Raw genomic sequence first — 25,561 nt, forward strand, 5'->3', positions numbered from 1 at the left:
ATATTTCGAAGCATACCCAAGAGGTGGAGCGAGTCATGCTTAAGCGTTTCTTTGTTACTGGTACAGATACCTCTGTCGGAAAGACAGTGGTATCCCGCGCATTACTGCAGGCACTGGCTGCAAGCGGTAAACGCGTTGCAGGGTACAAACCGGTCGCAAAAGGCAGTAAAGAGACGCCAGAGGGATTGCGTAATAAAGACGCTCTGGTGCTGCAAAGCGTCTCGTCGCTGGAGCTGCCTTATGACGCGGTTAATCCAATTGCGTTAAGCGAAGAGGAGAGCAGCGTGGCGCACAGCGGTATGATTAATTACCCCCTGCTGTCTGATGGCCTGGCAAACCTGAGCGGGAAGGTTGATCACGTTGTGGTTGAAGGGACGGGCGGCTGGCGCAGCCTGATGAATGATTTGCGCCCGCTGTCTGAATGGGTGGTGCAGGAACAACTTCCTGTGGTGATGGTTGTGGGTATCCAGGAAGGCTGCATTAACCATGCGCTGCTGACGGCACAAGCCATTGCCAATGACGGCCTGCCGTTGATTGGCTGGGTGGCAAACCGCATCAACCCAGGACTTGCGCACTACGCTGAAATCATCGACGTGCTGAGCACAAAACTGCCTGGGCCTTTGGTCGGTGAGTTGCCGTACCTGCCCCGCGCAGAGCAGCGCGAGTTAGCGCAATACATCGATCTCTCTGCCCTCGGTGGCGTGTTGACCGTAGATCGAGTCGTGGCGTAACGTCCTCGACAGCACGGACGCCACGACACAGGCGACCAACAAGCCGGGCAGTAAAAAATACTGCCCGGTCATTTCACAGACCATCAGCGCCGACATAATGGGCGCATGTGTGGTTGCGGCGAGTAACGTTGCCATCCCTGCCAGCCCCAGCAAAATTGCCGTCTCAGAGCCCGGTAACCACAGCGCGAAAAGTTGAGCAAACAGCATCCCCGTCGCCATACCGACAAACAGCGTAGGCGTAAATACCCCTCCCGGCGCACCCGAGCCGCTGCTGGCCAGTACCGCCAGCAGTTTACAGATAAACACACCGGCAATGACCGACAGCAACGGGGGCGCGATCAGAAAAGTCTGAACCACGCTGTAGCCATTCCCCCACACCTTAGGCGTCAAAAGGGACAGCAGCCCGACGATCAAACCGCCGAGCGCCAGTTGCCACGGCGGTGAAAGTTTGATACGCAGGAATAGCCCATGGCTGAACGTCATCAGCCACATCAGCAGTGGGCCGCAGAGGCCCGCCAGCAGACCCATGGCGAGCAGCAGGGCATAATCTGCCGCGTTGAGTATGCCACTCAGATGTACGTCATAGAGCGTGAGGGTTCCGGGCGCTAAAAGATGCGTCGTGAGCAGCGCCACCACCGCAGCAATAACCACGGGGCCAAGCGAGGCCAGCATCAGCGTGCCAAACAGAATCTCCGCAATGAACAGGCTTCCGGCTAGCGGAGCATGGTAGGCGCTGGCCATCCCGGCCGCGGCGCCGCAGGCGATCCAGAGTTTCCATTCGGATTTCGGCGTAAAGCGGCGGGCGAAAAAGGAGGCGGCGAGGGCGGCAAGCAGGATCATCGCGCCTTCGCGGCCAATGGCACTCCCGCTGGCAACGACCAGCAGTGACGCAAGGGATTTCACCAGACTGGCGCCGTAGTCAAACTGACCGTCACCGGTCTCCAGCGCTTCCATATAATCAGTTGGGGCGTGAGGACGCTGCGCGGTAAATCGTTGCCATCCCCATAACAGTAACCCGGCCGCCAGCCCACCCAGGGCAGGCGTCAGTGCGCGCCGCCAGGGAGAGAGCGCGGCGGCGGCATTCACCAGGCTGCCGCTGTCGTTACTGAGAAACAGCCACTCCAGCAGATACATGCTGTGGCGGAACACCGCAACGGCCAGCGCGGCCAGTACGCCAGTGATGGTGGCTATCAGGAGTCGACGAAACATTGCCCGGATGTCGGGATAAGTGTGAAGACGTTGCATGAGTCGCGATTAAACGGAGTCGATGCAATATTGTGGCGGGAAATGGCAGGGTTAGCAAAAGGTATGCGTGCGAAAAAGCCGGGCGACGCCCGGCCGTATTTCTACACCATTCCGTTATTACCGTGACGCAAAAATGCCGGGCGCTGGTTGAGTCGTTCAAACCAGGCATCAACGGCGGGTACATCAGGTTTGTCGAAAGGGGTCATTTTCCAGCGATTCACCGACAGCCCGAGCACAACATCTGCAAGCGTAAACACTTCGCCTGCGGCAAAGGCACCGGTGCGCTGTAACTGCCCCTCAAGGAGGGTGATGCACCTGTTCCACTCTTTTATCCCCGCTGCAATCCTTTCGGCATCGTTATAGTCCGGGTTGTTACGCCCCAGCGCAGGGAAGACATAGCGCCAGGCGTTATTGAACTCGGTTGCCTGCCAGTCCATCCAGCGTTCGACATTGGCACAGGCCTGAGGCTCTGACGGCAGCAGATCATAACGTCCTGCCTTGCGCGCCAGATAGCGGCAGATAGAGTTGGATTCCCACAGCACGAAATTGTCATCGATCAGCACAGGCACCATGGCGTTAGGATTCAGCGCGCGAAACTCATCCGTTTCGGTGGAGGCAAAGCCGCTGCCGTAATCTTCCTGCTGGTACGCGATACCGGCTTCTTCGCAGGTCCAGAGCACTTTACGAACGTTGATAGAGGTGGTTTTACCGAGGATGTTTATCATTGCGCAGGTGTCCTTTAGAGGCGTTCATTGTGCGAAAACAATACATCAGTTCAGCAGAGGAGGTTGGGGCAAAATTTGGTGGGGAGTGCTTTTCCTGACCAGACGGAACGTTTCTGGAAGACGCCTCGCAAACCGCAAAGTAACCTTGTGAAATTAAGGGCTATGTCTTTTCTTAAACCGATCGGGGTCGTAAAGTGCCTGCGTTGCGGCACATCCGCAATCGGGCGTAGGAACCCGTATCTACCATATAGTGACATTTCGTATGTCGCGGCAGCGCCGATCCCGTTACAATTGCGGTGGCGCTGGCGGAGCAGCCGCAAGGCTGGCCGTTTTTCTATATGGGCGGTATTCCTACCTCTGTCAGCGCTACCCCTCGGGCGTAGGAACTCATTGGGTAGTTAATTGAACTACATATAGAAGGATGCCTTGTATGGCTACTATCCCAACCCTGACTTATCTCCCGTCTGACGAAAGCGTCATTCTGCAGCTTATCTCCCGACCGCTTCCTGCTGATGCCGATCTTTTTGACGTTGCCGACAACTGCGCCGCGCTGGTGAGTGTGCTGGTCGAAATCGAGGATGCAACGATGTTTACGACGCTTTGCGAGCGTCTGCTGCACGCCCTGCGGAAGCTAAGGGAACTCTGCGATGTCGATCTTCCGCCTGACCTGATCGCGCAACTGATCATGGGTGAGAAACTGAACTCCTGCGTGCCGGACTGCTGGCAGGATACCGTGACCCAGGTGGACTATGCTCTGGCGCTGACACAAGCGGTTAAGGGCGGAACGCTACCTGCGAATGTAGCGAAAGAGCTAACGGGCTTGCTGCACGATATGGTGTGGCTGCTGTCGGAGTTTGTGAAGGAGCCGCGCATTACTGCGCATTAAGGGTGCTGGTATGGAGGGGCGGTAGCGCCCCTTTGACGTCGTGATAAAAGTAATCAGTTCCTCGTATCCAGGAGTGACGTCCCGTAGGAATTGTCGATGGTACAAAGCCAGCGACCATCGCTCTCCTGTCGAAAAACATAGGTGGCGCGACGTGATATTTCCGCTCTTCCACCCTTGCCATCAGGAAAACGCAGAATGGTTTCCATGATAACAAGCGCATTGCCGCCACCTTCTATCACCTGCATCTCTCCTTGTTCGACAACCAGCTGATCCTGAAAATAATCTGCGATGGCAATAAACGCGCTGCGGATGTTTTCTTTACCTTCAACGGTCAAGCCGGGCTTGACCACCAGAGCCGCATCTTCGGCGTAGTACTCCATCAGGGCGTCATAGTTTTTGGTGGTGATGGCGCGATCGCAGGCTTCGATGATCTGACGCAGCGGATGTGGGGTCATGCGCATTTCCTTTTTAAGTGATTAACACGTATTAACGTAACAGCCTGGTCCGTTTGTATAGCTACCAGGTTTTATGGGGGGAGTGACCTGCTCCCCGTTGATTAGTACACCCCGATGTTAGTAATGTCTTCATAAGCCACATGAGGACATCCCCATGAAGAAGCGTTTTTCCGACGAACAGATCATCAGTATTCTCCGCGAAGCCGAAGCTGGGGTACCCGCCCGTGAACTCTGCCGCAAGCATGCCATTTCCGATGCCACGTTTTACACCTGGCGTAAGAAGTATGGCGGTATGGAGGTGCCTGAAGTTAAGCGCCTGAAGTCGCTTGAGGAAGAGAACGCCAGACTCAAGAAGCTGCTTGCCGAAGCCATGCTGGATAAAGAGGCGCTTCAGGTGGCTCTTGGGCGAAAGTACTGACGACAGACCAGAAGCGGGAAGCCGTGATGTTGATGTGTGATGCGACCGGTCTGTCGCAACGTCGTGCCTGCAGGCTTACAGGTTTATCCCTGTCGACCTGCCGCTATGAGGCTCACCGTCCGGCTGCTGATGCGCATTTATCAGGGCGCATCACTGAGCTGGCACTGGAGCGCAGGCGTTTTGGCTACCGTCGTATTTGGCAGTTGCTGCGCCGTGAAGGGCTTCATGTTAATCATAAGCGCGTGTACCGGCTTTATCACCTCAGTGGCCTGGGCGTAAAACGCAGAAGACGTCGTAAAGGGCTGGCAACAGAACGTCTGCCGCTGCTCCGTCCGGCGGCGCCCAATCTGACCTGGTCGATGGATTTCGTCATGGACGCACTTTCCACCGGTCGCAGGATCAAGTGTCTTACCTGCGTCGATGATTTCACAAAGGAATGCCTGACGGTCACTGTTGCCTTTGGGATTTCAGGCGTTCAGGTCACGCGTATTCTGGACAGCATTGCACTGTTTCGAGGCTATCCGGCGACGATAAGAACTGACCAGGGGCCGGAGTTCACTTGCCGTGCACTGGATCAATGGGCCTTTGAGCATGGTGTTGAGTTGCGCTTAATCCAGCCGGGCAAGCCAACGCAGAACGGATTTATTGAGAGCTTTAACGGACGATTTCGCGATGAATGTTTGAATGAGCACTGGTTCAGCGATATCGTTCATGCCAGGAAAATTATTAATGACTGGCGGCAGGATTATAACGAATGCCGCCCGCACTCCACGCTGAATTATCAGACACCGTCTGAATTTGCAGCGGGCTGGAGAAAGGGTCATTCTGAGAATGAAGATTCCGACGTTACTAACTGAGTGTTGTATCTAATCGTGGGGGCAGGTCAGGAGTTCGGGGTTTAGGTAACGTTAGGGCGGCTATGAGCGAAGAGTAGACATATCGTTCAAGTCTATAGATTCTGCAGTGTTACTCACCTCGTTTTTAATAAACCACTATGCTAGTTTGTGAAGTCTATACCAGCGTTAAGGAGATGCTATGGGTGTTGAATTGCACATAACGAGAGCTGAATTTTGGGCAGATAATGAGGATGCGCAGATAACCGCTGATGAATGGCTTAACTACATTAATAACGATAATGAATTGAGCAGATATATTATAAACGGCGATTACAACGCCTTGTGGTCAGGTCACTCTTTGTACGAAGAACCATGGCTTGACTGGAGCGCAGGTAATATTTATACCACATGGCCCGATACATACCTGTACAGAAAGATGTTGCGGATTGCAAGACACCTTAATGCACAAGTAATGGATGATGATGGTACGATTTACAGTGACGAATCGCAGTGGGAGTATGCTCCGTCAACTAACGCTTAACGTCTGCTGTTGGCTCGCAGAGGTTAGGTTGGCTGGTCCTCAGGTCTGCTTTGAGCGAAAAGCGGAAGTTGGTAATGCCAACCACCGTCAAGGTGGGCATGACTGGTATTGATGTATTTTATTGAACGGGAAGCAGGTCACTAATATTGGCACCCAACTTTTTAGAGAGGATCACTCGCAATGTACCGTACGATCGATGTTCATGTTGATAAATCCAGTTGGCCAGGGATCGGCAAGATTCCCAGTTTTCCGGCTGCTTTCACCGCAGGCAGCAGTTCCTTCAATTTGAACATCAACTCGATGTTATTAATCATCGGTTACCTGACAACACCGACTTCTGTCACAGGTGTTTCGCTTGCAGAATTCTGGGCGTGGGTGAGATATTTGGCAGCGATCACGCCCCGAGACCAGGATCTCCGCTTGACAAGAAGCTATGCAGATCTTGATGCGCATCAGAAAACTATTCTAAGTGATGATTTCGGAATGGGAGTGCCAATGGTCTGGCTCATGAAGAATTTACCATTGGTTGATATTGTCGATGGCCGCTATTTTTTGCAGCGCTACGGCGCAAGCCATGGCGCATACCAGCATCGCACCGCAAAGCGAGGGCCAAATAAGACGCCTGACTTCGTGGTTCATGGGCACGATGGAAAATGGCACATTATAGAATGTAAGGGAACTCAATCTGGTGAGGCTTTCAGGGATAGCCAAATCGATTCGGGCATATCCCAGAAACTTTCAATAAAGTTCCCACCAGGGCATACAGGGCAGAGGTTGGTATCAGGTCTTAGTATTGGCATTGAGGACGGTAATCCAAGTCACCTGAAGATCATTGATCCAGAACCTGAAGATCCTGTAATTATTACCGAAAGTGAAATGGAGTTTGTAAAGGACGCCGCAACCCGTGGCGTAATGGCCAAACTGCTTCGGTCGACAGGCTTTGAAACAGCGGCAGAGGCGGTAGCCGCGCCTTTCGGGAAACCGCAAGCCATGCCTCCATCGACAAAAAAAACAGATAAAAAGCGTATAGAGTTTCTTGCAGATCGCGACCGACGCGCACGCGAAGAGTTGCTGGAAAGCACCTCAAGAGCTCATCTTTTCGGCGGTCGCTATCGAGGTCGAGAGGTTACTTTCCAGTTGCCGAGACCGATCTATATTTATGACGATATGATTTCAAAAGTTACCGTAAGGCAAGGAATTAATGTGGATGCCATCGATTTGCTCAGAGAGCAGCCAACCATTGAGACGCTAATCGACCCATCTCGTAACCATTGGATCGATATGATGGGGGCTAACATTATTCAGGATGACGAGCAAACCGCGACGTTGCAATTCGGAAGTATTTTCAGGTCCGAGTTGATTCTTAATTAATGTTCTCGGGCCGGGTTTTATGCGTGGCTTCATAATCCGGTCTCTGCGCGGGATAAAGATAACCAGCGTCTGCTGACGCTCATTCGCGATGCCTTTTCACTGAGCGGTGGCGTATATGGCTATCGTCCGGTTCATGGCGATCTGAATGAAATCGGTGAAACCTGCGGCAAAAACCGGATGGGTCGTATTATGCAACTGAACCGGATTAAAACCTTACGTGGCTATAAAGTTCCGCATCGTATCGCTGGCCGCCCCTCAGTGGTTGCCCCTAATCGCGTGCAGCGCCAGTTTACTGTTGTTCGGGCCAATCAGGTCTGAGTTACCGATATTACTTATAGTGTGCCCGGAGTTCAGGGCGGGCATGGATGCTTAAATGAACCGCGAGTCTGTCTGGAATATTGAACCGGTAACTCACGATGAGAAACCCAACAATCCCACCGGGTGTGACGGTGGAGAACCTGAGCGGCAGTGACCTGCGGCATGCCCGCAGGGTGATGTAACCCGCTGACAACGGGGATTGAGGCGAGATCACTAAGCCGAGATGATCCTCAAGGTTAAGTACTGAAAGGCTGAAGAACATGAACCCGTTAATCCGCCTCTGTGGGTTGAAAACGTCACCACGGCCTACGTGATCTGACAGGCCGTGCAGGAGGAACTGGCAGTGATACGTAAGCACTGCCGGTCGAAGGTGTTTTGACATGTATGCGAAACACCGGGGCAGCAGCGTCTATCACGCTTGCGTTGCTGACTTCTGCCAACTTGCGGCAAGCAAGGATAAAGAGTGCGACGGGCAGCCTCCTCAGTATGCCTGAGTCCAGGCAGGTAAACCGGGGAAGGTCAGCGACGGATGTTAAGGGGGCATGGCTCCGATGACGCGCTGGCTGGCGGAGCTTCCGTAGTAGTCCGCGATGGGGAAAGCCCATTACATGGCGAAGGGAAGCAGTTTGAATGTGTTTGCGACGTGAATTAACTGACCTAACGAGGTGAAGACCTTTGATAATCAGCGAAATGCAACGCAAGCTTGCCACATGGGCAGCCACCGATCCGTCCCTACGGATTCAACGGCTGCTGCGTCTGATAACACAACCAGAATGGCTGGCTGAAGCGGCGCGGATCACGCTTTCATCAAAGGGGGCGCATACCCCCGGCGTTGATGGCGTGAACAAAACAATGCTACAGGCCAGACTGGCTGTTGAGCTGCAAATCCTCAGGGATGAATTACTCTCAGGCCACTACCAGCCCTTGCCCGCCAGACGGGTTTACATCCCTAAAAGCAACGGCAAACTGCGACCACTGGGTATCCCCGCGTTGCGGGATCGTATTGTTCAGCGGGCCATGCTGATGGCGATGGAGCCGATATGGGAGAGTGATTTTCATACGCTCTCATATGGCTTCCGGCCTGAGCGCAGTGTCCACCACGCGATCCGCACGGTGAAATTACAGCTCACAGACTGCGGTGAAACCCGGGGACGCTGGGTGATTGAAGGCGACCTGTCCAGTTACTTCGACACCGTACATCATCGACTGCTGATGAAGGCTGTACGCCGCAGGATCAGTGACGCACGTTTCATGACTCTGCTGTGGAAAACCATCAAGGCGGGACATATCGATGTCGGTCTCTTTCGGGCGGCCAGTGAAGGTGTGCCACAGGGCGGTGTTATATCGCCGCTATTATCGAACATCATGCTGAATGAGTTCGATCAATACCTGCATGAGCGCTACCTGAGCGGGAAAGCCAGAAAAGATCGGTGGTACTGGAATAACAGTATCCAACGGGGCCGAAGTACGGCGGTCAGAGAAAACTGGCAGTGGAAACCCGCGGTGGCGTACTGCCGCTATGCCGATGATTTTGTCCTCATCGTCAAAGGCACCAAAGCACAGGCGGAAGCCATCAGGGAGGAGTGTCGGGGTGTGCTCGAAGGCAGTCTGAAACTCAGGCTGAACATGGATAAGACTAAAATCACCCATGTTAATGACGGCTTTATCTTTCTGGGGCACAGGATCATTCGCAAACGCAGTCGTTATGGCGAGATGCGAGTGGTCTCAACGATCCCGCAGGAGAAAGCCAGAAACTTCGCCGCATCGCTGACAGCACTGTTATCAGGCAACTACAGTGAAAGCAAAGTCGATATGGCTGAACAACTCAACCGAAAACTGAAAGGCTGGGCCATGTTCTATCAGTTCGTTGATTTTAAGGCCAAAGTCTTCAGTTATATCGACCGTGTCGTGTTCTGGAAGCTGGCTCACTGGCTGGCCCGCAAATACCGTACAGGTATCGCTTCCCTGATGAGGTGGTGGTGTAAATCACCGAAACCGGGTCAGAGCAAAACGTGGGTTTTATTTGGTAAAACCAATCACGGCAAGCTCAGCGGCGAAATACTGTACCGGTTGGTGGGGCAAGGCAAGAAGCTGTTCCGCTGGCGGCTACCCGAAGGTAATCCCTATCTGAGGACGGAGACCAGAAACACGTATACATCGCGCTTTACAGAAGTGGCAATGGCGTTCGCCAGCATTTAAATGGAGAGCCGGATGCGCTGAAAGGTGCACGTCCGGTTCGGGGAGGAGAGGCAGGGAAATAGTCCGACTACGCCCTGCCTCTTACTCTACTCCGCACCTGGCAGGGCTGGCTGTATCTGGCGGCGGTTATCGATCTCTTCGACCGTAACGTGGCCGGCTGGTCGATGAAACCTACGTTGTTGCGGGAGCTGGCGCTCGTAAACCTGACGGCGAGGTCATCGTACACTCAGACCGGGGCAGCCATCCCGGCGGCATCAGTCCGGAAGCCTTTGAACAGGCATCGTAGTGAGGACAGAATTTGGCTATGGGTATGGGGGCAGTCCAATACTCGCCGACCCAAGGTTTGTATTCATGCAGTCAATTCAAAATTATTCAGATGCTCATTATCCTCTTAACCTTTCTAGGTGTACAAGGCATCAGTTCTACCTTGCTAACCAGGTATTGCTTCTTTTTGGATGTGAAGGTTGTGATCCGGTGACACATGGATAATAATCGATGGAGTTATCTAAAAGTCTTAAAGTAATCCCCAAAAAATGGCTATGACATGGAATATTTTATGAAAGATTAGTTGATTAAGCCGTGATATTATCAGTTTAAAACAATATATATTTGAGTGAGCCTCATCTATAATTTTATTAAGTTGTAATTGTTAATGCTAACTAACCAATAAAAATGACAAGGAAAAACAATGGATGACATAAATTTAGACCCATGCGAATTTAGTGAATTTATCCAGGGAGTATTACAAGATGATAACGTAGAGTATCGTCTCGAGGACATTGATGACTACCTCATTAACTTAATTAGTAATTCGCCTGAGCTTGATAAGGTTAGAGAGGTAGAGCGCTGCGCCAAGATTGTAGTTGAACTAATTAATCCTAATATATATGGTTATTCTTACTCTTGGGCATTACATTCTTTACTGGCGTGCGAGTGTATTCTTGGTAAAGTGGATGAAGTAATAGTTAACCTTGAAAAACTTATTTCACACTGTGAGAGTTTAGGCTCAAAAACTCCTTGTATTAGTGCTATAAGAAACATTAAACAGGGATTGCTTGGTGAAATAGCTGTAGATAAGTATCCATACTTGCTAAAGGTTATCGTTGATTTTTTAAAAGAAAATGATTCCGAAATAGAGGTTGCTAAATGCTATGTTTCCGCTGCATATTTTTTCTCTGATAATGATTCTTATCGGTCAGCAGTTGATGTTCTCGATGATGCTTTAGAGTATCTAGAAGAAAAAGGAAATTTAGACTTTGGATTTGAGGTTCTTTCAGTTAAACACAGTATATGTATAACTAATGAAGATCATTCATCAGCAATTAAAATCTGGGACGAGTTGTTAGAGGTTTGCGAAAAGAATGAAATTAACCTGCCTGACGACTTGGTATTGAACCACGCCACTCTTTTAATGCAATTGAAAAAGTTCGATGATGCTATTAAATTATATTTGGAGGCATTATCTCAACAGGACTGTGAAGTTAAAAAAAGAGCGGTGATTTCTGTAAATATTTCAGCAAGCTACAGGGAGAACGGAAATCTTGAAGCTGCCTCAAAATATATGCATGACGCGAGAGTAATTCTTGCAGAGTTAGGTAGTGATTCGTTCGATGATGATTTCCTGTTAGAAATAGAATTAATTGACGCAAAAAACAACCTAATTTACGGGGATCAGAATACATTAAAAAAATGCTTATTCTCCTTTGCATTTAGAATGAATGAAACTCTGAAAAATACATTTAAAATTCATTATCGAAGAGGAATTCGAAGTAGATATTTTGGTCGCTTTGAGAATTTGATAGCAAGTCTTGCAACAACTGGGGTTGCAGCAGATATAATTCCATTACTGGCACTTTCACGTATTAATCAGTCAGCCGATTGGCTAAGTTTATTAAAGTGGAAAGAAGACATATCATCAATTATCTCGCATGATGAACTAGTTCAATTGTCAGAAAGCATTGACAGGTTAGCAGATTATGGAGCCCCTCACCTCTATGGATTTGCAGAAAAGTATGACAATGCGTTCTATGGAAATAATAATGATCCATGGGATTTATTTATTACTCAAGTAGAAATTCTAAAGTATAAGTATGATATTAAATCACCCTATCATTACACTTCCAATGAATATATATCCACATTACTCCACGATAGAATCCATAATGGGAATGTCCTTATATTTGATTTTTCCGCATCGCAATCCAAATTAATTACCATATCTGATAACAATTATATTATTGAAAACCTTCCGGATGAAGAAGGTCGGAATTTCTATATTGAGTTGAATAAATTCAGGTTGAGCGGTGATAATCGAACACAGTTTAATCAAACATTGATAAACTACCAAAATACTCTTATTGATAACATCAAAGAGTCCATTTCAATTCTTGAGGACTCTGGTGGAGTGATATTTTTCCCGTCTAAAATGGATTCCTTTCCATTAAACATCTTGTTGATAAGTAATGATCAAATCAGAAAAAAAATTCTTTCAGGAAATTTTGAGATCAGGTCTTGTTTATGTTTACATCCAAAAGATGAGAGTTTTGAAATACATTCCTGCCTCGGTATGGTAGAGTCAACCACTAACTTAGAGTATGACAAAGCAGAAATACAATATTTTATAAATACTACAGGCCTCAATGGAGAAATTTTATATCAACCAGATCAAAAAGACTTCTTTGAACGTGTTGCTACGCATGACTCGATCGTTATTTCGCAACATGGTTTTTCGGCCGCAATGTTCACTGATCCTGTTTTTGCTGATTTAGCTGGGCCTCATGCAGAGAGGAGAACTCTTAGCTATAGTTATTTACAATCACATTCTTATAAAATGAATTATAAACTAGTAATGCTGAATGCCTGTTACGGTGGCACATTAGTCAATAGAAATTATTTTAAGCTCTTTAGAACACATGAATTATTAGGATACCCTCAAGCATTTTTGTTAAACAGAAAAAGCATTGTGATTGCTGCATCATGGACCATAGTGGATAGATATAACGCTTTGATAATGCATAATTTCTCGAATTTCATGAAGATGTATGGGCCAAGTAAATCTTATGGTATGTCTTTAGCCAAAGCATTCGAAATGTCTATTTCCGAAATTATATCAGCATTAAACGAGATTTCCGGTGGAACATTACAATTACCGAATGAACAACATTTAGATGTTATGAGAGGTCAGCCGTTTTGCTTTGCAACTTACCAGAACTACACGCTACTGTAGATTAAAAAATACTGAATAAAGGGCTAACGATAATTATTGACCTACCCCTATTTTAGCTAGTCCGCTTCTGGCACAGGGCTGCTGTTGCAGCCCTGACAACCTTAGACTTCAATCGATTCAGAGATCTCTAACGCATCATCCACTTCAATGCCCAGATAACGGACTGTGCTTTCCAGTTTCTTATGGCCCAACAGAAGTTGGATCACCCGAAGATTCTTGGTTTTCTTGTAGATCAGGTAAGGTTTTGTTCTTCTCATGGAATGTGTGCTGTAAAGCGAATCTTCGAGACCAAGCTTTTCTACCCACCCATGAAAGATTCGGTTGTATTGTCGGGTTGATATGTGCTGGTTAGTTCCGACCCGAGACCGGAACAAGAAGTCTTTACTGTGCAAATTGCCAAGCTTTATCAATGCAGCAACAGCTTCTCTTGTTCCTTTGGTTATCTCAAATTGCACAGGGCTACCGGTTTTCTGTTGCAACACCGTTGCTCTGCTTGAAACCAAGCTACCATATGCCACATCAGATACTTTGATTTTGACCAGATCACAGCCTCGAAGCTTACTGTCCAGGGCCATATTGAACAGAGCTAAATCGCGCGTTTTACCTTCCAGTTCAAGCCGGATTCGGATCCCCCAGATATGAGATATCTGAAGTGGTCTTTTTTGGCCGATGATACGGTCTTTGTTCCAAGGTGACGTGTTCATACTCAAATCTCCTGCAATGTGGGAGATTTGAGTATGTCTGTCCCTTATGAGCTAACAGCAGACGTTTGGCATTGAGTATCCATGGTTCTTGCTAGCAATGCCGTGAGTCAAACAATTGGGAACATGTCACCGCTCCTGGCACAAAGCGGGCGAGCTAACTATGAAGCAAGTCAGCTGTGAGCGAAGACTGGCTGTTAAACCGACGTTACGTCCTGATGTTCAGCAATTGAATGCCGGAGGTAGCGGGTCGGCGTTGTCCCCGTATATTGGCGGAAGAAGACAATAAAGGCACTGTCACTGACAAAATCTAGCTGCTGTGCAACCTGACTTAGCGACATACCCTCGCACAACATTTCCATCGCTTTCAGCAGCCTCCACTGTTGCCTCCAGCTCTGATAACTCATTCCCGTTTCCCGGATAAATATACGGCTTATCGTGCGTTCACATGCCCCTACCTTCTGGACTAATTGTCCAAGCCGAGGGGGTAATTCGCCCTTACGGATCGTGTTCAGCCAGGTATTCAGGAGAATATCTGAGGGAAACCGTAACGTCCAGTTTTCGCGATGGGCATTTTTAATTTCCTCACAAAAAACATTGATTAGACTGCTTTGTTGTTCTGTGGGCATTCCCCATGGCCAGAATGCCATCCGCTCGATCACCTCAAAGAACAGGGGATTAACTTCAACAATCTGCAGAGGTAATGCTGATAACGGTAAAGTGCTAGAAAAGTACAGAGAACGGTAGGCCATCGTACCCTTCATTATGGCGCGATGAACCGTGCCGGCCGGTATCCATGCCGCACGCCTGGGCGGAAGCAGGCAAAGGGTATTATCCAGCTCAATTGTGATACTTCCCGCCGCCGAAAAAAGTAACTGATGACGAAGGTGGCTGTGCATCCCTGAATCATGTACCCCCATATCGGATGCAATTCCGATAACCAGATCGTCGAACAGATCCGGATCGAAAGAATCTTGAGGGTTTATCTTCATTGAATGTCCGATTTTAAATATATGTAGTCTTAATAATGGTAATTCGACATAGCAACTTCCGCAATAATTGCTGCATATTCTGCTTATCTGAGGATTGTTGTTATGAACACCGATAAACAGCCACCGTTGTGGCTACTGACATTACTGATTATGTTTCCTCAATTGGTCGAAACCATTTACAGCCCTGCATTGCCTGACATTGCCCGTGCTTTTCAGGTAGGCAGTGAACGTGCCGCGCAGACACTTTCTGTCTATTTTGTCGCGTTTGCCGTCGGCGTTGCGCTCTGGGGCTGGTTAAGCGACCATATCGGTCGGCGACCGGCGATGATGGCCGGACTACTGTGCTACGGGACCGGTTCCGCACTGGCGTTTGTAGCTTCAGGCTTTAGTATTTTGCTCATGGCTCGCATGGTGGCGGCCATGGGGGCTGCAGCCGGATCCGTTGTCGTTCAAACCATGTTACGTGATAGTTACGAATCGACGGCCTTAGCCCGCGTCTTTTCTGTTATGGGTGCGGCGTTGGCAATCAGCCCGGTTTTCGGTCTGGTGAGTGGAGGCTGGCTGGTTAGCCTGTATGGACATACCGGCGTATTTGTTGCGCTGGGGTCACTGGCGCTGGTTCTGCTGACACTGACCGCATTCTTGCTGCCAGAAACGCGGTCGGAAAATACTTCCAGTACCCGTTTTGGCGGGCTGGTTTACCGAATGGCGGGTGATGGAAGGCTGTGGAAAAATGCAGTGCTTGTTGCGCTGCTCAATACGATGATTTTCAGTTACTACAGCCTTGCGCCGTTTCTTTTCGGGCAACTGGGCTGGAGTCCTAGGGCTTTCGGATGGACGGGAATTTTACTGGCTTTTGCTTCTCTGTCGGGCAGCCTCTGGAACCGGAAACTGTTGTCTATCGGTTTGTCACCAGAACAACTGGTGAAGAATGCCTGCCTGTTGGCCCTGTTATCGGGTATTGCTGCATGGGTTTTACAGCAATCTGTATGGATCCTATTGCCGATGGCCGGGATTATGGTTGCATATGGCATCGCGATTCCAAACGTGTTGAGCCAGGCCCTGAGCCAGTATCGTGAACAGGCCGGGGCAGCTGGAGCGCTGTTTGGATTAGTCTACTATATGTTGTTGGGAATGATGCTGGGACTTGCCGGTATCGTGCAGCAGCTGGGATTAGTTCTGACAGCTTGTGCAGTAACAGCCTGTTTTTGCAGCCTTTCTCGCCACTAAGCCTGCTGGCTTTAATATTGACCTGGGAACCTGTCAGAGAATGGGTTCCCGGTGCAATATAGAATGGTTTACGCCAGCTGCGGCCCGATTAGCTAAGGAATGGCCGTTATGCTGGAAAATTCATTCAGGAAAGCGTTGATAGCGTAGCGCGTAATTTCTCTGCACCACCGTAAAGAGCATGTCCACTAATCATATGCTCCGTGCCGTTAACCGTCGCCAGCAGCACAGGCACTCCTCGGATACCATGCTGGTTCATAAGACGCTTCACTTTCGCGATCCTCTCGTCCGTGATATGCCGCAGCGCTTTATCGGTATCAAGCGCCAGAGTGACCCGTTCATGCTTTAACGCAAGGTTGTTTTTCCCGGCCCAGTCCTCAACGATATCACCCACCACGTCAGGTCTTGAGGTGTCTCGCCCCTCAACATAGCGGGCATGCTGTAGCGTATGAAGAAGATGTGTCTCGGCCGACGGGTTGATGTCACGAACCATGGTCAGAGCACGATTCATAAACGTCGAATCAAACCGCGTACCGCTCAGCAGAAGCTGGTGATAGCGCTCGCTGAAAGGCTGCCCGGTGAGTGAAGCGATGCGCCGATCGTTAGACCAGGCGTACTCCGCCCATTCCGCGGTCATGTCCCGGGCTCCCTCATCGCTGAACAGCCCGCTGGGCATTAGCTCAAGTTTATCAGCGTGGTGCTGAGCAAGGTAACCCAGCGCCGGCGTGCTGGCGTAGCACCAGCCGCAAAGTGGATCAAATAAATACTGCAGTCTCTCAAAACGCATGTTGCCTCCTTCATAACGGAATAGCGCCATCATAATGCGTTCGAACCTCGTTAAATACGGGCATTCAGTAAATGCAGTGTTGCGTAAAATGAGCGAATGGCTTAAGCCGGTACACCCACGAATTTATTGTCTGACCGGTAGTCGTCATGACGTCTACCGGTACACGCTCATATTCAGCACCTTCAAACTGATCGAGTACATCCCAGTGATTATGCAAATTCGCTGAAGTGAAAATAAAACCCTGAACACGATTACCTGAGTCATCCAGCACGATCCCCGGATACCCCATCTCTGCACCCCAGCCTTTATTTAACAGAGACCCACCCACGTGTCCTTCCTGCCACGACCCACCGATATTCTCAAGAATATGCGCATTAGGTCTGCCTGGACCGAGCGTCCCGTACACGAACAAACTTTCCATTATCCCTCCGATAACATGATGAAAATAAAATGGTTATTTGTTTCGATTTTGATTTTGGGACGAGGGCCTGACAAATCATTTGTTCTCACACCATGCGTGAATTATTATCACGCGTATGATGTTCGATCGCCTCCCACCCTTGCAAACGCTTCGGGCTTTTGAAGCCACTGCCCGGCTCTCCAGCATGACGCTGGCGGCAGCGGAGTTGCACGTCACGCACGGCGCGATAAGCCGGCAAATCCGGAAGCTCGAAGATCATCTGGGGATAAAGCTATTTCACAGACTGACGCGACAGATAATCCTGACGGAGGAGGGGGCTGAATTCCACCCTGCGGTTACCCGCCTTCTGGGTGATTTAGTGAGAGAGTCCGAGCGTTTACGCGAAAGGAGCCCGGCAAAAAGTTTGCGTATCAGTACAACGGTTTCATTCGCCAGTAAGTGGTTGGCCCCGCGTCTCAGCCGTTTCAGGCAGCGGCATCCTGAACTCGATATTCAGCTGGATGTTACTGACATTAATGTGGATCTTAACGATGGTCAGGTCGATGCAGCAATTCGTTATGGCCGTGGTAATTATCGCGACGTCTGTTCTGAGCGAATCTTGAGTGAAACAGTCACCCCTGTCTGTAGCCCCGACTTTATTAAGGAACATAACGGTCTGAAAGAAATTAAGGATCTTTCAAACTGCGTGCTTCTTCATGAGTACAGAATGCTGGCGAACTGGGAGGCATGGTTTGAAATGGCCGGAGAAAACCATTTCAGCGGCCATCAGGGGACCTTATGGACGCTTGGCAGCATGGCGACCGAAGCCGCTATACGTGGCGAAGGCGTGGCTCTGGGACGGAGTGTGCTGATTGCAGATGATGTCGCTACCGGAAGGCTTGTTGTTCCGTTTCCGCAATACAAACTTAAAGCAGAACGGGGATACGATTTAGTTTACCGTTTGGATAATAAGGATTCGTTTAAAATACGAACGCTGAAGCAATGGCTGTTCGAAGAAATAAGCCTGCTGAAAGATTAACAGGGAACCCTACAAACAGCTAAAAAAGCCGCAAGCAGTTATCTCCTTACGGCTTCGGAACAGGTAATGATTATTCTCGTAATCAGGCCGCCTTCACCGCTCTGATTTTTTTATCATCATCCGCATCGGCTTCTGTTTTATCTGCAACAACAGCGTCATTGAGATCGGGAAGCCTGCTGGTACGCAGAATATGCTGCACGGCCTCTTTCTGCTCGGCGAGATACAGACCAAGATCTTCAGCCTGTGTTTCATCCATCTGCATTCCGCTTTGCAATAGCCAGTCGGTGAACGCGTCTGCCATATCAAGCAGCTTGTCGTGAGCGTCAGCTTCTTTCTTACTGGCAAATGTCATTTTCTCTTCACCTTTTCTTACGACAACATATTTTGTTTCAACAGCCATTATGCGCACCTCATACTGTAATTATATACAGCATAACAGCTCCGGGTTTAGGTTGCAGCTAAAAAATGCTGACATTTCTAGCGGGCAGGGGGCTCATTCGAAAATCGTGCGCTGATCGCATCACGTTCATAGCCCTGCGGCTGGGTCAATATCTGGTATAAATCGGGGCGGCGACCGTGGATCCAGCGGCGTCCGGTGCTCATGGCAAGCAGGCTTAAATCCAGTTCAGCGCTCACCATCGCATCTTCAGCCGCCCAGGTTTCATTCACGATCCTTCCATATGGGTCGAGGATCATGGCATTCCCTGTGCGCACTTCGTCATCATCTGCACCCACACCGTTGCTGAAGAGAACAAATAATCCATTGTCGTGTGCACGGGCAGGCAGCCAGCGCATAAGCCATTCCCGACCGCTTGCCCCTTTGAATGCGGCCGTAATTTCCTCCTTGCGCGTTTCCCGCTCCTCCCAGAGCGACAGCGGAATAGGCTTCATTCCGTGAGGACTGCGGGAATCGGTACCGCCTGTTTGATGCGGTGCGAGAAGAATATCGGCACCCAGCAACGCCGTCGCGCGTACATTTTCGACCAGATTATTGTCCCAGCAAATCAGGATGCCGACTTTCACTCCCCAGGGCGTATCAAAAACAGTAAAGCTGTCCCCGCTGCTGATGGCCGAATGTTCAAAAGCATGGAGTTTACGGTGCGTATGCATTGAGCCATCCGGCATACAGGCAACATACGCATTGTAGAGGCGGCCATCGTCGGCGCGTTCAATAAGACCGGCGCCAATAAGCATTTGATGTTTGATCGCCAGAGAGCGAATGAGCGTCAGGGAAGGGCTTTCAGCAATCGGCTCTGCCAGAGCTGATACCTCCGCTGAGGTGAGTTTGGGGACATGCCAGTAGCCGGTGATACACATTTCAGGGAAGGTGAGAATTTTCACCTGCTCAAGCGCCGCTTGCTCAATAAATTTCTCCATTATCAGCAGGTTGTATTTTTTATTATTAGCCTGATGCTGAAACTGTACGGTTGCCGCCTTTAAGGATTGATGTTCGTTCATGATGTATCTCCAGTTGTCATCGAAACTGAATTACATAACGCTTTCCGATAACTGTATAATCAAAAAATTTCTGATTTTAATAACCATCTGGAATGCAAAATTGAACATCCGGTTGCTTAAAGCCTTTGTGGTACTGGCCGAAAAAGGGAACTATGCCGATGCGGCGCGGGCGCTGTTTATCTCGCAGCCGGCATTGACCAAACAGATTCATCTCCTCGAATCCCAGGTGAATATGTCTCTTTTTTCACGAGGTCGTCACGGCGCAGTACTGACGGCCAACGGCAGACGTTTACTGCCAGAGGCTGAAAAAGTGGTCAGGCAAACCCAGTTATTTATGCAGCATGCCGAGCGGGTCTCAAAAGGGGTTGAAGGGCATATTACGGTAGGGTTTGGCCTCTCAAGCTTTTATCTGGCACCACGCTGTATTGCAGACTTTCGTCGAGACTACCCGGGTGTCGAGATGTCCTTGACGGATCTACCTTCCTTCCAGCAGTACGAGCAACTGCAAAATGATGAGCTACAGGTGGGATTTGTCAGGGTTCCGCCCCACGTGGCGCTTGAATACCTGCCGTTATTTACCGATCGGCTGGTTCTGGTTGCGCCCGCCGCGTCGCCGACAATGTCTGTGGCTGAGTGGCTCACGAAACGCCCTCTGTTGCGGCTTTATGATGAGCGAGGACGGGGTTTAAACGCACAGATTGACCGCTTCCTGCATGACAACGGTCTTTTCATCTCATCGACGCAACTGACTGACGATATACAAACTATCGTCGCGATGGTGGTTGCGGGGATCGGTGTGGCCATTCTGCCCACCAGCGTGACCCATATCGCGCCGCCGGAACTGATGATTATTCCGCTAACGGGGGAGTCAATAAGCTGGGAGGTGGGCATCGCCTGGGACGCAAGCAGGGAGGATGTCATCCGTGACAATTTCATTGCTAGCGTAGCTGCTGCGTTTCCGGGCCACCCAGACTCCGCCGCCATGCGCCAGGCGCCTGACCATACTGACGTTTAAAGCTGCGGTTGAAGGACTGCTGTGAGTCAAAGCCCAGCGCGATCGCCACGTTCAGGATCGGTTCATCACTCTGAGCCAGCCGTTCGACCGATTTTTGCAGCTTTTGCGCGCGAATATACTCGGCGAGAGGGGAGCCAGTATGCTCTTTGAAGAGCCGCTGGAGGTGCCATTTTGAGTAACCGGATCGCCTGGCGACGGACTCAATGTCCAGACGGCTATCAAGGTTGTTGTCGATCCAGTCGAGTAAATCATGCATAAATGCGCCAGTGTTCATCTGGTTACCCTCATACCGCTCGTCTAAAAGTATCTTTGTCTGTTGCATTTAAAGGTTGGCTGGTTTTTACGTTAATTGCAAGTTTTATTGTTGCATTTAAATCCTTGAGCGAAACGGCTCTTTTCCCTTCGACTCAAATAGCACATAAAGTGCAACAATTATTCTTGCACTTAGTTAAGCGCCTTCCTACAATCGCCGCGAATAGTGTATTCATTACTGTTACAGTTTTGTGGCGATGAACGGCACAAATGGCCTTAAGCCAGCTACCGGACAAAGGAAGTGGCGCGGCATCTCCTGCGGCGTCTTGTCCGGCGGCTACAATTATCGGAATAAAAATAATGAGCCTGCAAAAAACCTGGGGTAACTTTCATCTGAGCGCGCTGGGGGTCATGTTGCTCTCCGTGCTGCTCGTCGGATGCGATAACAGTGTCGCGCAAAACGCTGCGCCACCTGCGCCCGCCGTCAGCGCTGCTGATGTGGTTGTGAAATCCATAAGCCAGTGGGATAGCTTTAACGGTCGGATTGAGGCAGTGGAGAGCGTTCAGTTACGTCCGCGCGTCTCCGGTTACATTGATAAAGTGAATTACACCGATGGCCAGGAGGTGAAAAAGGGCGAGGTATTGTTCACCATTGATGACCGAACCTATCGTGCGGCGCTGGAGCAGGCACAGGCGAACCTGGCGAGAGCCAAAACGCAGGCCAGCCTGGCACAAAGCGAGGCCAACCGTACTGATAAACTGGTCAATACCAACGTAGTCTCCCGTGAAGAATGGGAGCAGCGTCGTTCAGCTGCCACCCAGGCACAGGCCGACATTCGCGCCGCGCAGGCGGCGGTTGACGCCGCACAACTTAACCTGGATTTCACCAAAGTCACCGCGCCTATTGATGGCCGCGCCAGCCGGGCGCTGATCACCAGCGGTAATCTGGTGACGGCGGGGGACACCGCCAGCGTCCTCACCACGCTGGTCTCGCAGAAAACGGTTTACGTTTACTTTGACGTGGATGAGTCGACCTATCTTCACTACCAAAATCTGGCCCGCAGCGGGCAGGGGGCGTCCAGCAATCACATGGCGCTTCCGGTGGAAATTGGTCTGACGGGCGAGGAGGGTTATCCCCATCAGGGCAAAGTGGACTTCCTTGATAATCAGTTAACGCCGAGTACCGGCACCATCCGTATGCGCGCGCTGCTGGATAACGCGCAGCGTCAGTTCACGCCAGGGCTCTTTGCCCGCGTACGCCTGCCGGGCAGCGCGGAATTCAAAGCCACGCTGATCGACGACAAAGCGGTGCTGACCGATCAGGATCGCAAATACGTGTATATCGTGGATAAAGAGGGGAAAGCACAGCGTCGCGACATCACGCCGGGACGTCTGGCAGACGGTTTACGCATCGTGCGGCAGGGGCTGAACCCTGGCGATAAAGTCATCGTCGAGGGCTTACAAAAAGTGTTCATGCCGGGGATGCCGGTTAACGCGAAAACCGTTGCCATGACTACCAGCGCCGCCCTTAACTGATCCCTTACCTGAGAATCCGACCCATGGACTTTTCCCGTTTTTTCATCGACAGGCCCATTTTTGCCGCCGTCCTGTCGATTCTGATTTTTATCACAGGATTGATCGCCATCCCGCTGTTGCCGGTGAGCGAATATCCTGACGTTGTGCCGCCAAGCGTGCAGGTGCGCGCGGAATACCCGGGCGCCAACCCGAAAGTGATTGCCGAGACCGTGGCGACGCCGCTGGAAGAGGCGATCAACGGCGTTGAAAACATGATGTACATGAAGTCCGTTGCGGGCTCGGACGGCGTACTGGTGACCACCGTCACCTTCCGTCCGGGAACCGACCCGGATCAGGCGCAGGTACAGGTGCAAAACCGCGTCGCGCAGGCCGAGGCGCGCCTGCCGGAAGACGTGCGGCGTTTGGGGATTACTACCCAGAAACAGTCGCCAACGCTCACGCTGGTGGTGCATCTGTTTTCGCCCAACGGGAAATACGACTCCCTGTATATGCGTAACTACGCCACGCTGAAGGTGAAGGACGAGCTGGCGCGCCTGCCCGGCGTCGGCCAGATTCAGATTTTCGGCTCAGGCGAATACGCGATGCGCGTCTGGCTGGATCCTAACAAGGTGGCAGCCCGCGGGCTGACCGCATCGGACGTGGTCACGGCGATGCAGGAGCAGAACGTTCAGGTGTCCGCCGGGCAACTGGGTGCCGAGCCGCTGCCGAAAGAGAGTGATTTCCTGATCTCCATTAACGCCCAGGGGCGTCTGCATACTGAAGACGAGTTTGGCAATATTGTCCTGAAAACGACGCAGGACGGTACGGTTGTCCGCCTGCGCGACGTGGCGCGTATCGAAATGGGTTCCGGCAGCTATGCGCTGCGTTCCCAGCTTAACAATAAAGACGCGGTCGGGATTGGCATCTTCCAGTCTCCGGGGGCGAACGCCATTGATTTGTCTAACGCGGTGCGCGCGAAAATGGACGAACTCTCCACGCGTTTCCCGGCAGACATGAAGTGGGCGGCTCCTTACGATCCGACGGTCTTTGTGCGCGATTCGATCCGTGCTGTCGTACAAACGCTGCTGGAAGCGGTGGTGCTGGTGGTGCTGGTGGTGATTCTGTTCCTGCAAACCTGGCGCGCGTCGATCATTCCGTTGATCGCGGTGCCGGTCTCTGTCGTGGGGACGTTCAGCATTCTCTACCTGCTGGGCTTTTCACTAAACACCCTGAGCCTGTTCGGGCTGGTACTGGCTATCGGTATCGTGGTGGACGATGCCATCGTGGTGGTGGAAAACGTCGAGCGAAATATCGAAGAAGGGCTTGCTCCGCTTGCGGCGGCGCATCAGGCGATGCGTGAGGTTTCGGGGCCGATTATCGCGATTGCGCTGGTGTTGTGTGCGGTGTTTGTGCCGATGGCGTTCCTCTCAGGCGTCACCGGGCAGTTCTATAAGCAGTTTGCGGTGACGATCGCGATTTCGACGGTGATTTCCGCCATCAACTCGCTGACGCTTTCTCCGGCACTGGCGGCTCTGCTGTTAAAACCGCACGGCGCACCGAAGGATTTTCCGACCCGGCTTATTGACCGTCTGTTTGGCTGGATTTTCCGTCCGTTTAACCGCTTTTTCCACCGCAGCTCGAACGGTTATCAGGGGCTGGTGGGGAAAACGCTCGGACGACGCGGTGCGGTATTTGCGGTGTATCTGCTGCTGCTCTGTGCGGCGGGCGTGATGTTTAAAGCGGTGCCCGGCGGCTTTATTCCGACGCAGGACAAGCTGTACCTGATTGGCGGCGTGAAAATGCCGGAAGGTTCGTCGCTGGCGCGCACCGATGCGGTGATCCGCAAAATGAGCGAAATCGGGATGAATACTGAAGGTGTGGACTATGCGGTCGCGTTTCCGGGGCTGAATGCGCTGCAGTTCACCAACACGCCGAATACCGGGACGGTCTTCTTTGGCCTGAAGCCGTTCGACCAGCGCAAACATACTGCGGCGGAAATTAACGCTGAGATCAACGCAAAAATCGCGCAAATCCAGGAAGGCTTTGGCTTCTCCATCCTGCCACCGCCGATTTTAGGTCTGGGTCAGGGGTCGGGCTATTCGCTGTACATCCAGGATCGCGGTGGTCTGGGCTATGGCGCGCTGCAAAACGCGGTGAACACCATGTCCGGTGCGATTATGCAAACGCCGGGGATGCATTTCCCGATCTCAACGTACCAGGCTAACGTGCCGCAGCTGGACGTGCAGGTTGACCGCGATAAGGCGAAAGCGCAGGGCGTGTTGCTGACCGATCTTTTCGGTACGCTGCAGACCTATCTGGGTTCGTCGTACGTGAATGACTTCAACCAGTTCGGGCGTACCTGGCGCGTGATGGCGCAGGCTGACGGGCAGTTCCGCGACAGCGTGGAAGATATTGCTAATCTGCGCACCCGTAACAGCCAGGGCGAAATGGTGCCGATTGGCAGTATGGTGAAAATCACGACCACCTACGGGCCGGATCCGGTGATTCGTTACAATGGTTATCCGGCGGCGGACCTGATTGGCGATGCCGACCCGCGCGTGCTCTCATCAGCGCAGGCGATGACGCAGTTGGAGGGGATGGCTAAGCAGATCCTGCCGAACGGGATGAATATTGAGTGGACGGATCTGAGCTTCCAGCAGGCCACCCAGGGCAATACGGCGCTGATCGTCTTCCCGGTAGCGGTACTGCTGGCGTTCCTGGTGCTGGCGGCGCTGTATGAAAGCTGGACGCTGCCTCTGGCGGTGATCCTCATCGTGCCGATGACCATGCTCTCCGCGCTGTTTGGCGTCTGGCTGACCGGGGGCGATAACAACGTCTTCGTGCAGGTGGGGCTGGTGGTACTGATGGGGCTGGCCTGTAAAAACGCGATTCTTATCGTGGAGTTTGCCCGCGAGCTGGAAATTCAGGGCAAAGGCATTATGGAAGCGGCGCTGGAGGCCTGTCGTCTACGTTTACGTCCGATAGTGATGACCTCCATCGCCTTTATTGCCGGGACAATTCCGCTGATACTCGGTCACGGTGCGGGTGCGGAAGTGCGCGGCGTCACCGGGATCACCGTCTTCTCCGGGATGCTGGGCGTGACCCTGTTTGGTCTGTTCCTGACACCGGTGTTCTACGTGACGCTGCGTAAACTCGTGACGCGCGGTAAAGTGGAAAGGGAAGTGCTGCCTGCGTAAGGACATTGCAGATAATAAAAAACCGCC

Annotated in this window: 22 protein-coding genes and 2 pseudogenes; 14 read left to right on the forward strand and 10 right to left on the reverse strand. The window is 51.2% G+C overall.

Annotated features, from left to right (window positions below; translation table 11 throughout):
• Window positions 1-35 precede the first annotated feature (35 nt).
• Entirely contained in the window at window positions 36-731 is a 696-nt protein-coding gene (gene bioD, locus ACLHV9_RS11090; RefSeq protein WP_028017363.1) for a dethiobiotin synthase, read from the forward strand.
• Here bioD and clcB read toward each other — a convergent pair.
• Together clcB and ACLHV9_RS11100 are read right to left on the reverse strand one after the other, a co-directional pair.
• On the reverse strand, window positions 666-1,976 hold the full coding sequence (gene clcB / locus ACLHV9_RS11095; protein WP_108090029.1) for a voltage-gated ClC-type chloride channel ClcB: 1,311 nt from the start codon (window positions 1,974-1,976) through the stop codon (window positions 666-668). The genes bioD and clcB overlap by 66 nt on opposite strands.
• 101 nt (window positions 1,977-2,077) lie before the next feature.
• Window positions 2,078-2,701, reverse strand: coding sequence for a glutathione S-transferase family protein (locus ACLHV9_RS11100; protein ID WP_108090028.1), 624 nt, complete (start codon window positions 2,699-2,701; stop codon window positions 2,078-2,080).
• 430 nt (window positions 2,702-3,131) lie between these two features.
• Between ACLHV9_RS11100 and ACLHV9_RS11105 the strand changes: the two genes are divergently transcribed.
• Window positions 3,132-3,587: a hypothetical protein gene (locus ACLHV9_RS11105; RefSeq protein WP_028017366.1), complete on the forward strand. Its 456-nt coding sequence runs from the start codon at window positions 3,132-3,134 to the stop codon at window positions 3,585-3,587.
• A 53-nt stretch (window positions 3,588-3,640) separates the two neighbouring features.
• On the opposite strand, the gene ACLHV9_RS11110 is transcribed toward ACLHV9_RS11105, so the two are convergent.
• Window positions 3,641-4,042 (reverse strand): YybH family protein, encoded by a 402-nt coding sequence (locus ACLHV9_RS11110; RefSeq protein ID WP_108090027.1) that lies wholly within the window; start codon window positions 4,040-4,042, stop codon window positions 3,641-3,643.
• A 154-nt stretch (window positions 4,043-4,196) separates the two neighbouring features.
• Here ACLHV9_RS11110 and ACLHV9_RS11115 point away from each other — a divergent pair.
• From ACLHV9_RS11115 to ACLHV9_RS11145, 7 genes and pseudogenes are all read left to right on the forward strand, one after another.
• A protein-coding gene (locus tag ACLHV9_RS11115; RefSeq protein WP_087451024.1) for an IS3-like element ISSen4 family transposase occupies window positions 4,197-5,317 on the forward strand; the annotation gives its coding sequence in 2 pieces (ribosomal slippage) (window positions 4,197-4,455 and window positions 4,455-5,317; 1,122 coding nt in all).
• Window positions 5,318-5,495: 178 nt separating this feature from the next.
• Window positions 5,496-5,837 carry a hypothetical protein gene (locus ACLHV9_RS11120; protein ID WP_407220459.1) on the forward strand — a complete coding sequence of 114 codons (342 nt, stop codon included), beginning with the start codon at window positions 5,496-5,498 and terminating at the stop codon, window positions 5,835-5,837.
• Window positions 5,838-6,017: 180 nt separating this feature from the next.
• Complete coding sequence (locus tag ACLHV9_RS11125; protein WP_218064860.1) at window positions 6,018-7,208, forward strand: hypothetical protein; 1,191 nt, start codon at window positions 6,018-6,020, stop codon at window positions 7,206-7,208.
• Between the two features lie 3 nt (window positions 7,209-7,211).
• Window positions 7,212-7,523: pseudogene (locus tag ACLHV9_RS11130) on the forward strand (IS3 family transposase); the annotation flags it as partial.
• Window positions 7,524-8,216: 693 nt separating this feature from the next.
• Window positions 8,217-9,725, forward strand: coding sequence for a group II intron reverse transcriptase/maturase (ltrA, locus tag ACLHV9_RS11135; RefSeq protein WP_001189111.1), 1,509 nt, complete (start codon window positions 8,217-8,219; stop codon window positions 9,723-9,725).
• Between the two features lie 80 nt (window positions 9,726-9,805).
• Window positions 9,806-10,008, forward strand: a pseudogene (locus tag ACLHV9_RS11140) (IS3 family transposase); the annotation flags it as partial.
• A gap of 405 nt (window positions 10,009-10,413) precedes the next feature.
• Entirely contained in the window at window positions 10,414-12,951 is a 2,538-nt protein-coding gene (locus ACLHV9_RS11145) for a tetratricopeptide repeat protein (protein WP_108090026.1), read from the forward strand.
• Window positions 12,952-13,052: 101 nt separating this feature from the next.
• Here the strand turns inward: ACLHV9_RS11145 and ACLHV9_RS11150 are convergent, their stop codons facing one another.
• On the reverse strand, window positions 13,053-13,655 hold the full coding sequence (locus tag ACLHV9_RS11150; protein WP_108090025.1) for a site-specific integrase: 603 nt from the start codon (window positions 13,653-13,655) through the stop codon (window positions 13,053-13,055).
• 194 nt (window positions 13,656-13,849) lie between these two features.
• Window positions 13,850-14,644: an AraC family transcriptional regulator gene (locus ACLHV9_RS11155; RefSeq protein WP_407220461.1), complete on the reverse strand. Its 795-nt coding sequence runs from the start codon at window positions 14,642-14,644 to the stop codon at window positions 13,850-13,852.
• A gap of 102 nt (window positions 14,645-14,746) precedes the next feature.
• Here ACLHV9_RS11155 and ACLHV9_RS11160 point away from each other — a divergent pair, with 102 nt between their 5' ends.
• On the forward strand, window positions 14,747-15,874 hold the full coding sequence (locus ACLHV9_RS11160; protein ID WP_407220463.1) for an MFS transporter: 1,128 nt from the start codon (window positions 14,747-14,749) through the stop codon (window positions 15,872-15,874).
• Between the two features lie 124 nt (window positions 15,875-15,998).
• Here the strand turns inward: ACLHV9_RS11160 and ACLHV9_RS11165 are convergent, their stop codons facing one another.
• Both ACLHV9_RS11165 and ACLHV9_RS11170 read right to left on the reverse strand, forming a co-directional pair.
• Entirely contained in the window at window positions 15,999-16,658 is a 660-nt protein-coding gene (locus ACLHV9_RS11165) for a DsbA family protein (RefSeq protein ID WP_108090022.1), read from the reverse strand.
• A gap of 64 nt (window positions 16,659-16,722) precedes the next feature.
• Window positions 16,723-17,079 (reverse strand): gamma-glutamylcyclotransferase, encoded by a 357-nt coding sequence (locus tag ACLHV9_RS11170; protein ID WP_028017374.1) that lies wholly within the window; start codon window positions 17,077-17,079, stop codon window positions 16,723-16,725.
• Window positions 17,080-17,197: 118 nt separating this feature from the next.
• On the opposite strand from ACLHV9_RS11170, the gene gcvA reads away from it, so the two are divergent.
• Window positions 17,198-18,097, forward strand: a complete 900-nt coding sequence (gene gcvA, locus ACLHV9_RS11175) for a transcriptional regulator GcvA (RefSeq protein WP_108090021.1) — start codon at window positions 17,198-17,200, stop codon at window positions 18,095-18,097.
• An 82-nt stretch (window positions 18,098-18,179) separates the two neighbouring features.
• Here the strand turns inward: gcvA and ACLHV9_RS11180 are convergent, their stop codons facing one another.
• Window positions 18,180-18,497 (reverse strand): YebG family protein, encoded by a 318-nt coding sequence (locus tag ACLHV9_RS11180; protein WP_108090020.1) that lies wholly within the window; start codon window positions 18,495-18,497, stop codon window positions 18,180-18,182.
• Between the two features lie 77 nt (window positions 18,498-18,574).
• Window positions 18,575-19,555 (reverse strand): nitrilase family protein, encoded by a 981-nt coding sequence (locus ACLHV9_RS11185; RefSeq protein WP_108090019.1) that lies wholly within the window; start codon window positions 19,553-19,555, stop codon window positions 18,575-18,577.
• A gap of 100 nt (window positions 19,556-19,655) precedes the next feature.
• On the opposite strand from ACLHV9_RS11185, the gene ACLHV9_RS11190 reads away from it, so the two are divergent.
• Window positions 19,656-20,570 carry a LysR family transcriptional regulator gene (locus tag ACLHV9_RS11190; protein WP_218064859.1) on the forward strand — a complete coding sequence of 305 codons (915 nt, stop codon included), beginning with the start codon at window positions 19,656-19,658 and terminating at the stop codon, window positions 20,568-20,570.
• Here the strand turns inward: ACLHV9_RS11190 and ACLHV9_RS11195 are convergent.
• The gene (locus ACLHV9_RS11195) at window positions 20,494-20,844 is read right to left on the reverse strand and encodes a helix-turn-helix domain-containing protein (protein ID WP_028017378.1); all 351 of its coding nucleotides are present in this window, start codon (window positions 20,842-20,844) and stop codon (window positions 20,494-20,496) included. The genes ACLHV9_RS11190 and ACLHV9_RS11195 overlap by 77 nt on opposite strands.
• Before the next feature lie 338 nt (window positions 20,845-21,182).
• Here ACLHV9_RS11195 and ACLHV9_RS11200 point away from each other — a divergent pair, with 338 nt between their 5' ends.
• Together ACLHV9_RS11200 and oqxB are read left to right on the forward strand one after the other, a co-directional pair.
• Window positions 21,183-22,358 (forward strand): efflux RND transporter periplasmic adaptor subunit, encoded by a 1,176-nt coding sequence (locus ACLHV9_RS11200; protein WP_049005664.1) that lies wholly within the window; start codon window positions 21,183-21,185, stop codon window positions 22,356-22,358.
• A 23-nt stretch (window positions 22,359-22,381) separates the two neighbouring features.
• The gene (gene oqxB, locus ACLHV9_RS11205) at window positions 22,382-25,534 is read left to right on the forward strand and encodes a multidrug efflux RND transporter permease subunit OqxB (RefSeq protein ID WP_108090018.1); all 3,153 of its coding nucleotides are present in this window, start codon (window positions 22,382-22,384) and stop codon (window positions 25,532-25,534) included.
• Window positions 25,535-25,561: the final 27 nt, after the last annotated feature.

Origin of the sequence: Enterobacter sp. CPE_E890, from assembly GCF_046521475.1 — a bacterium.
Taxonomy (GTDB): domain Bacteria; phylum Pseudomonadota; class Gammaproteobacteria; order Enterobacterales; family Enterobacteriaceae; genus Enterobacter; species Enterobacter adelaidei.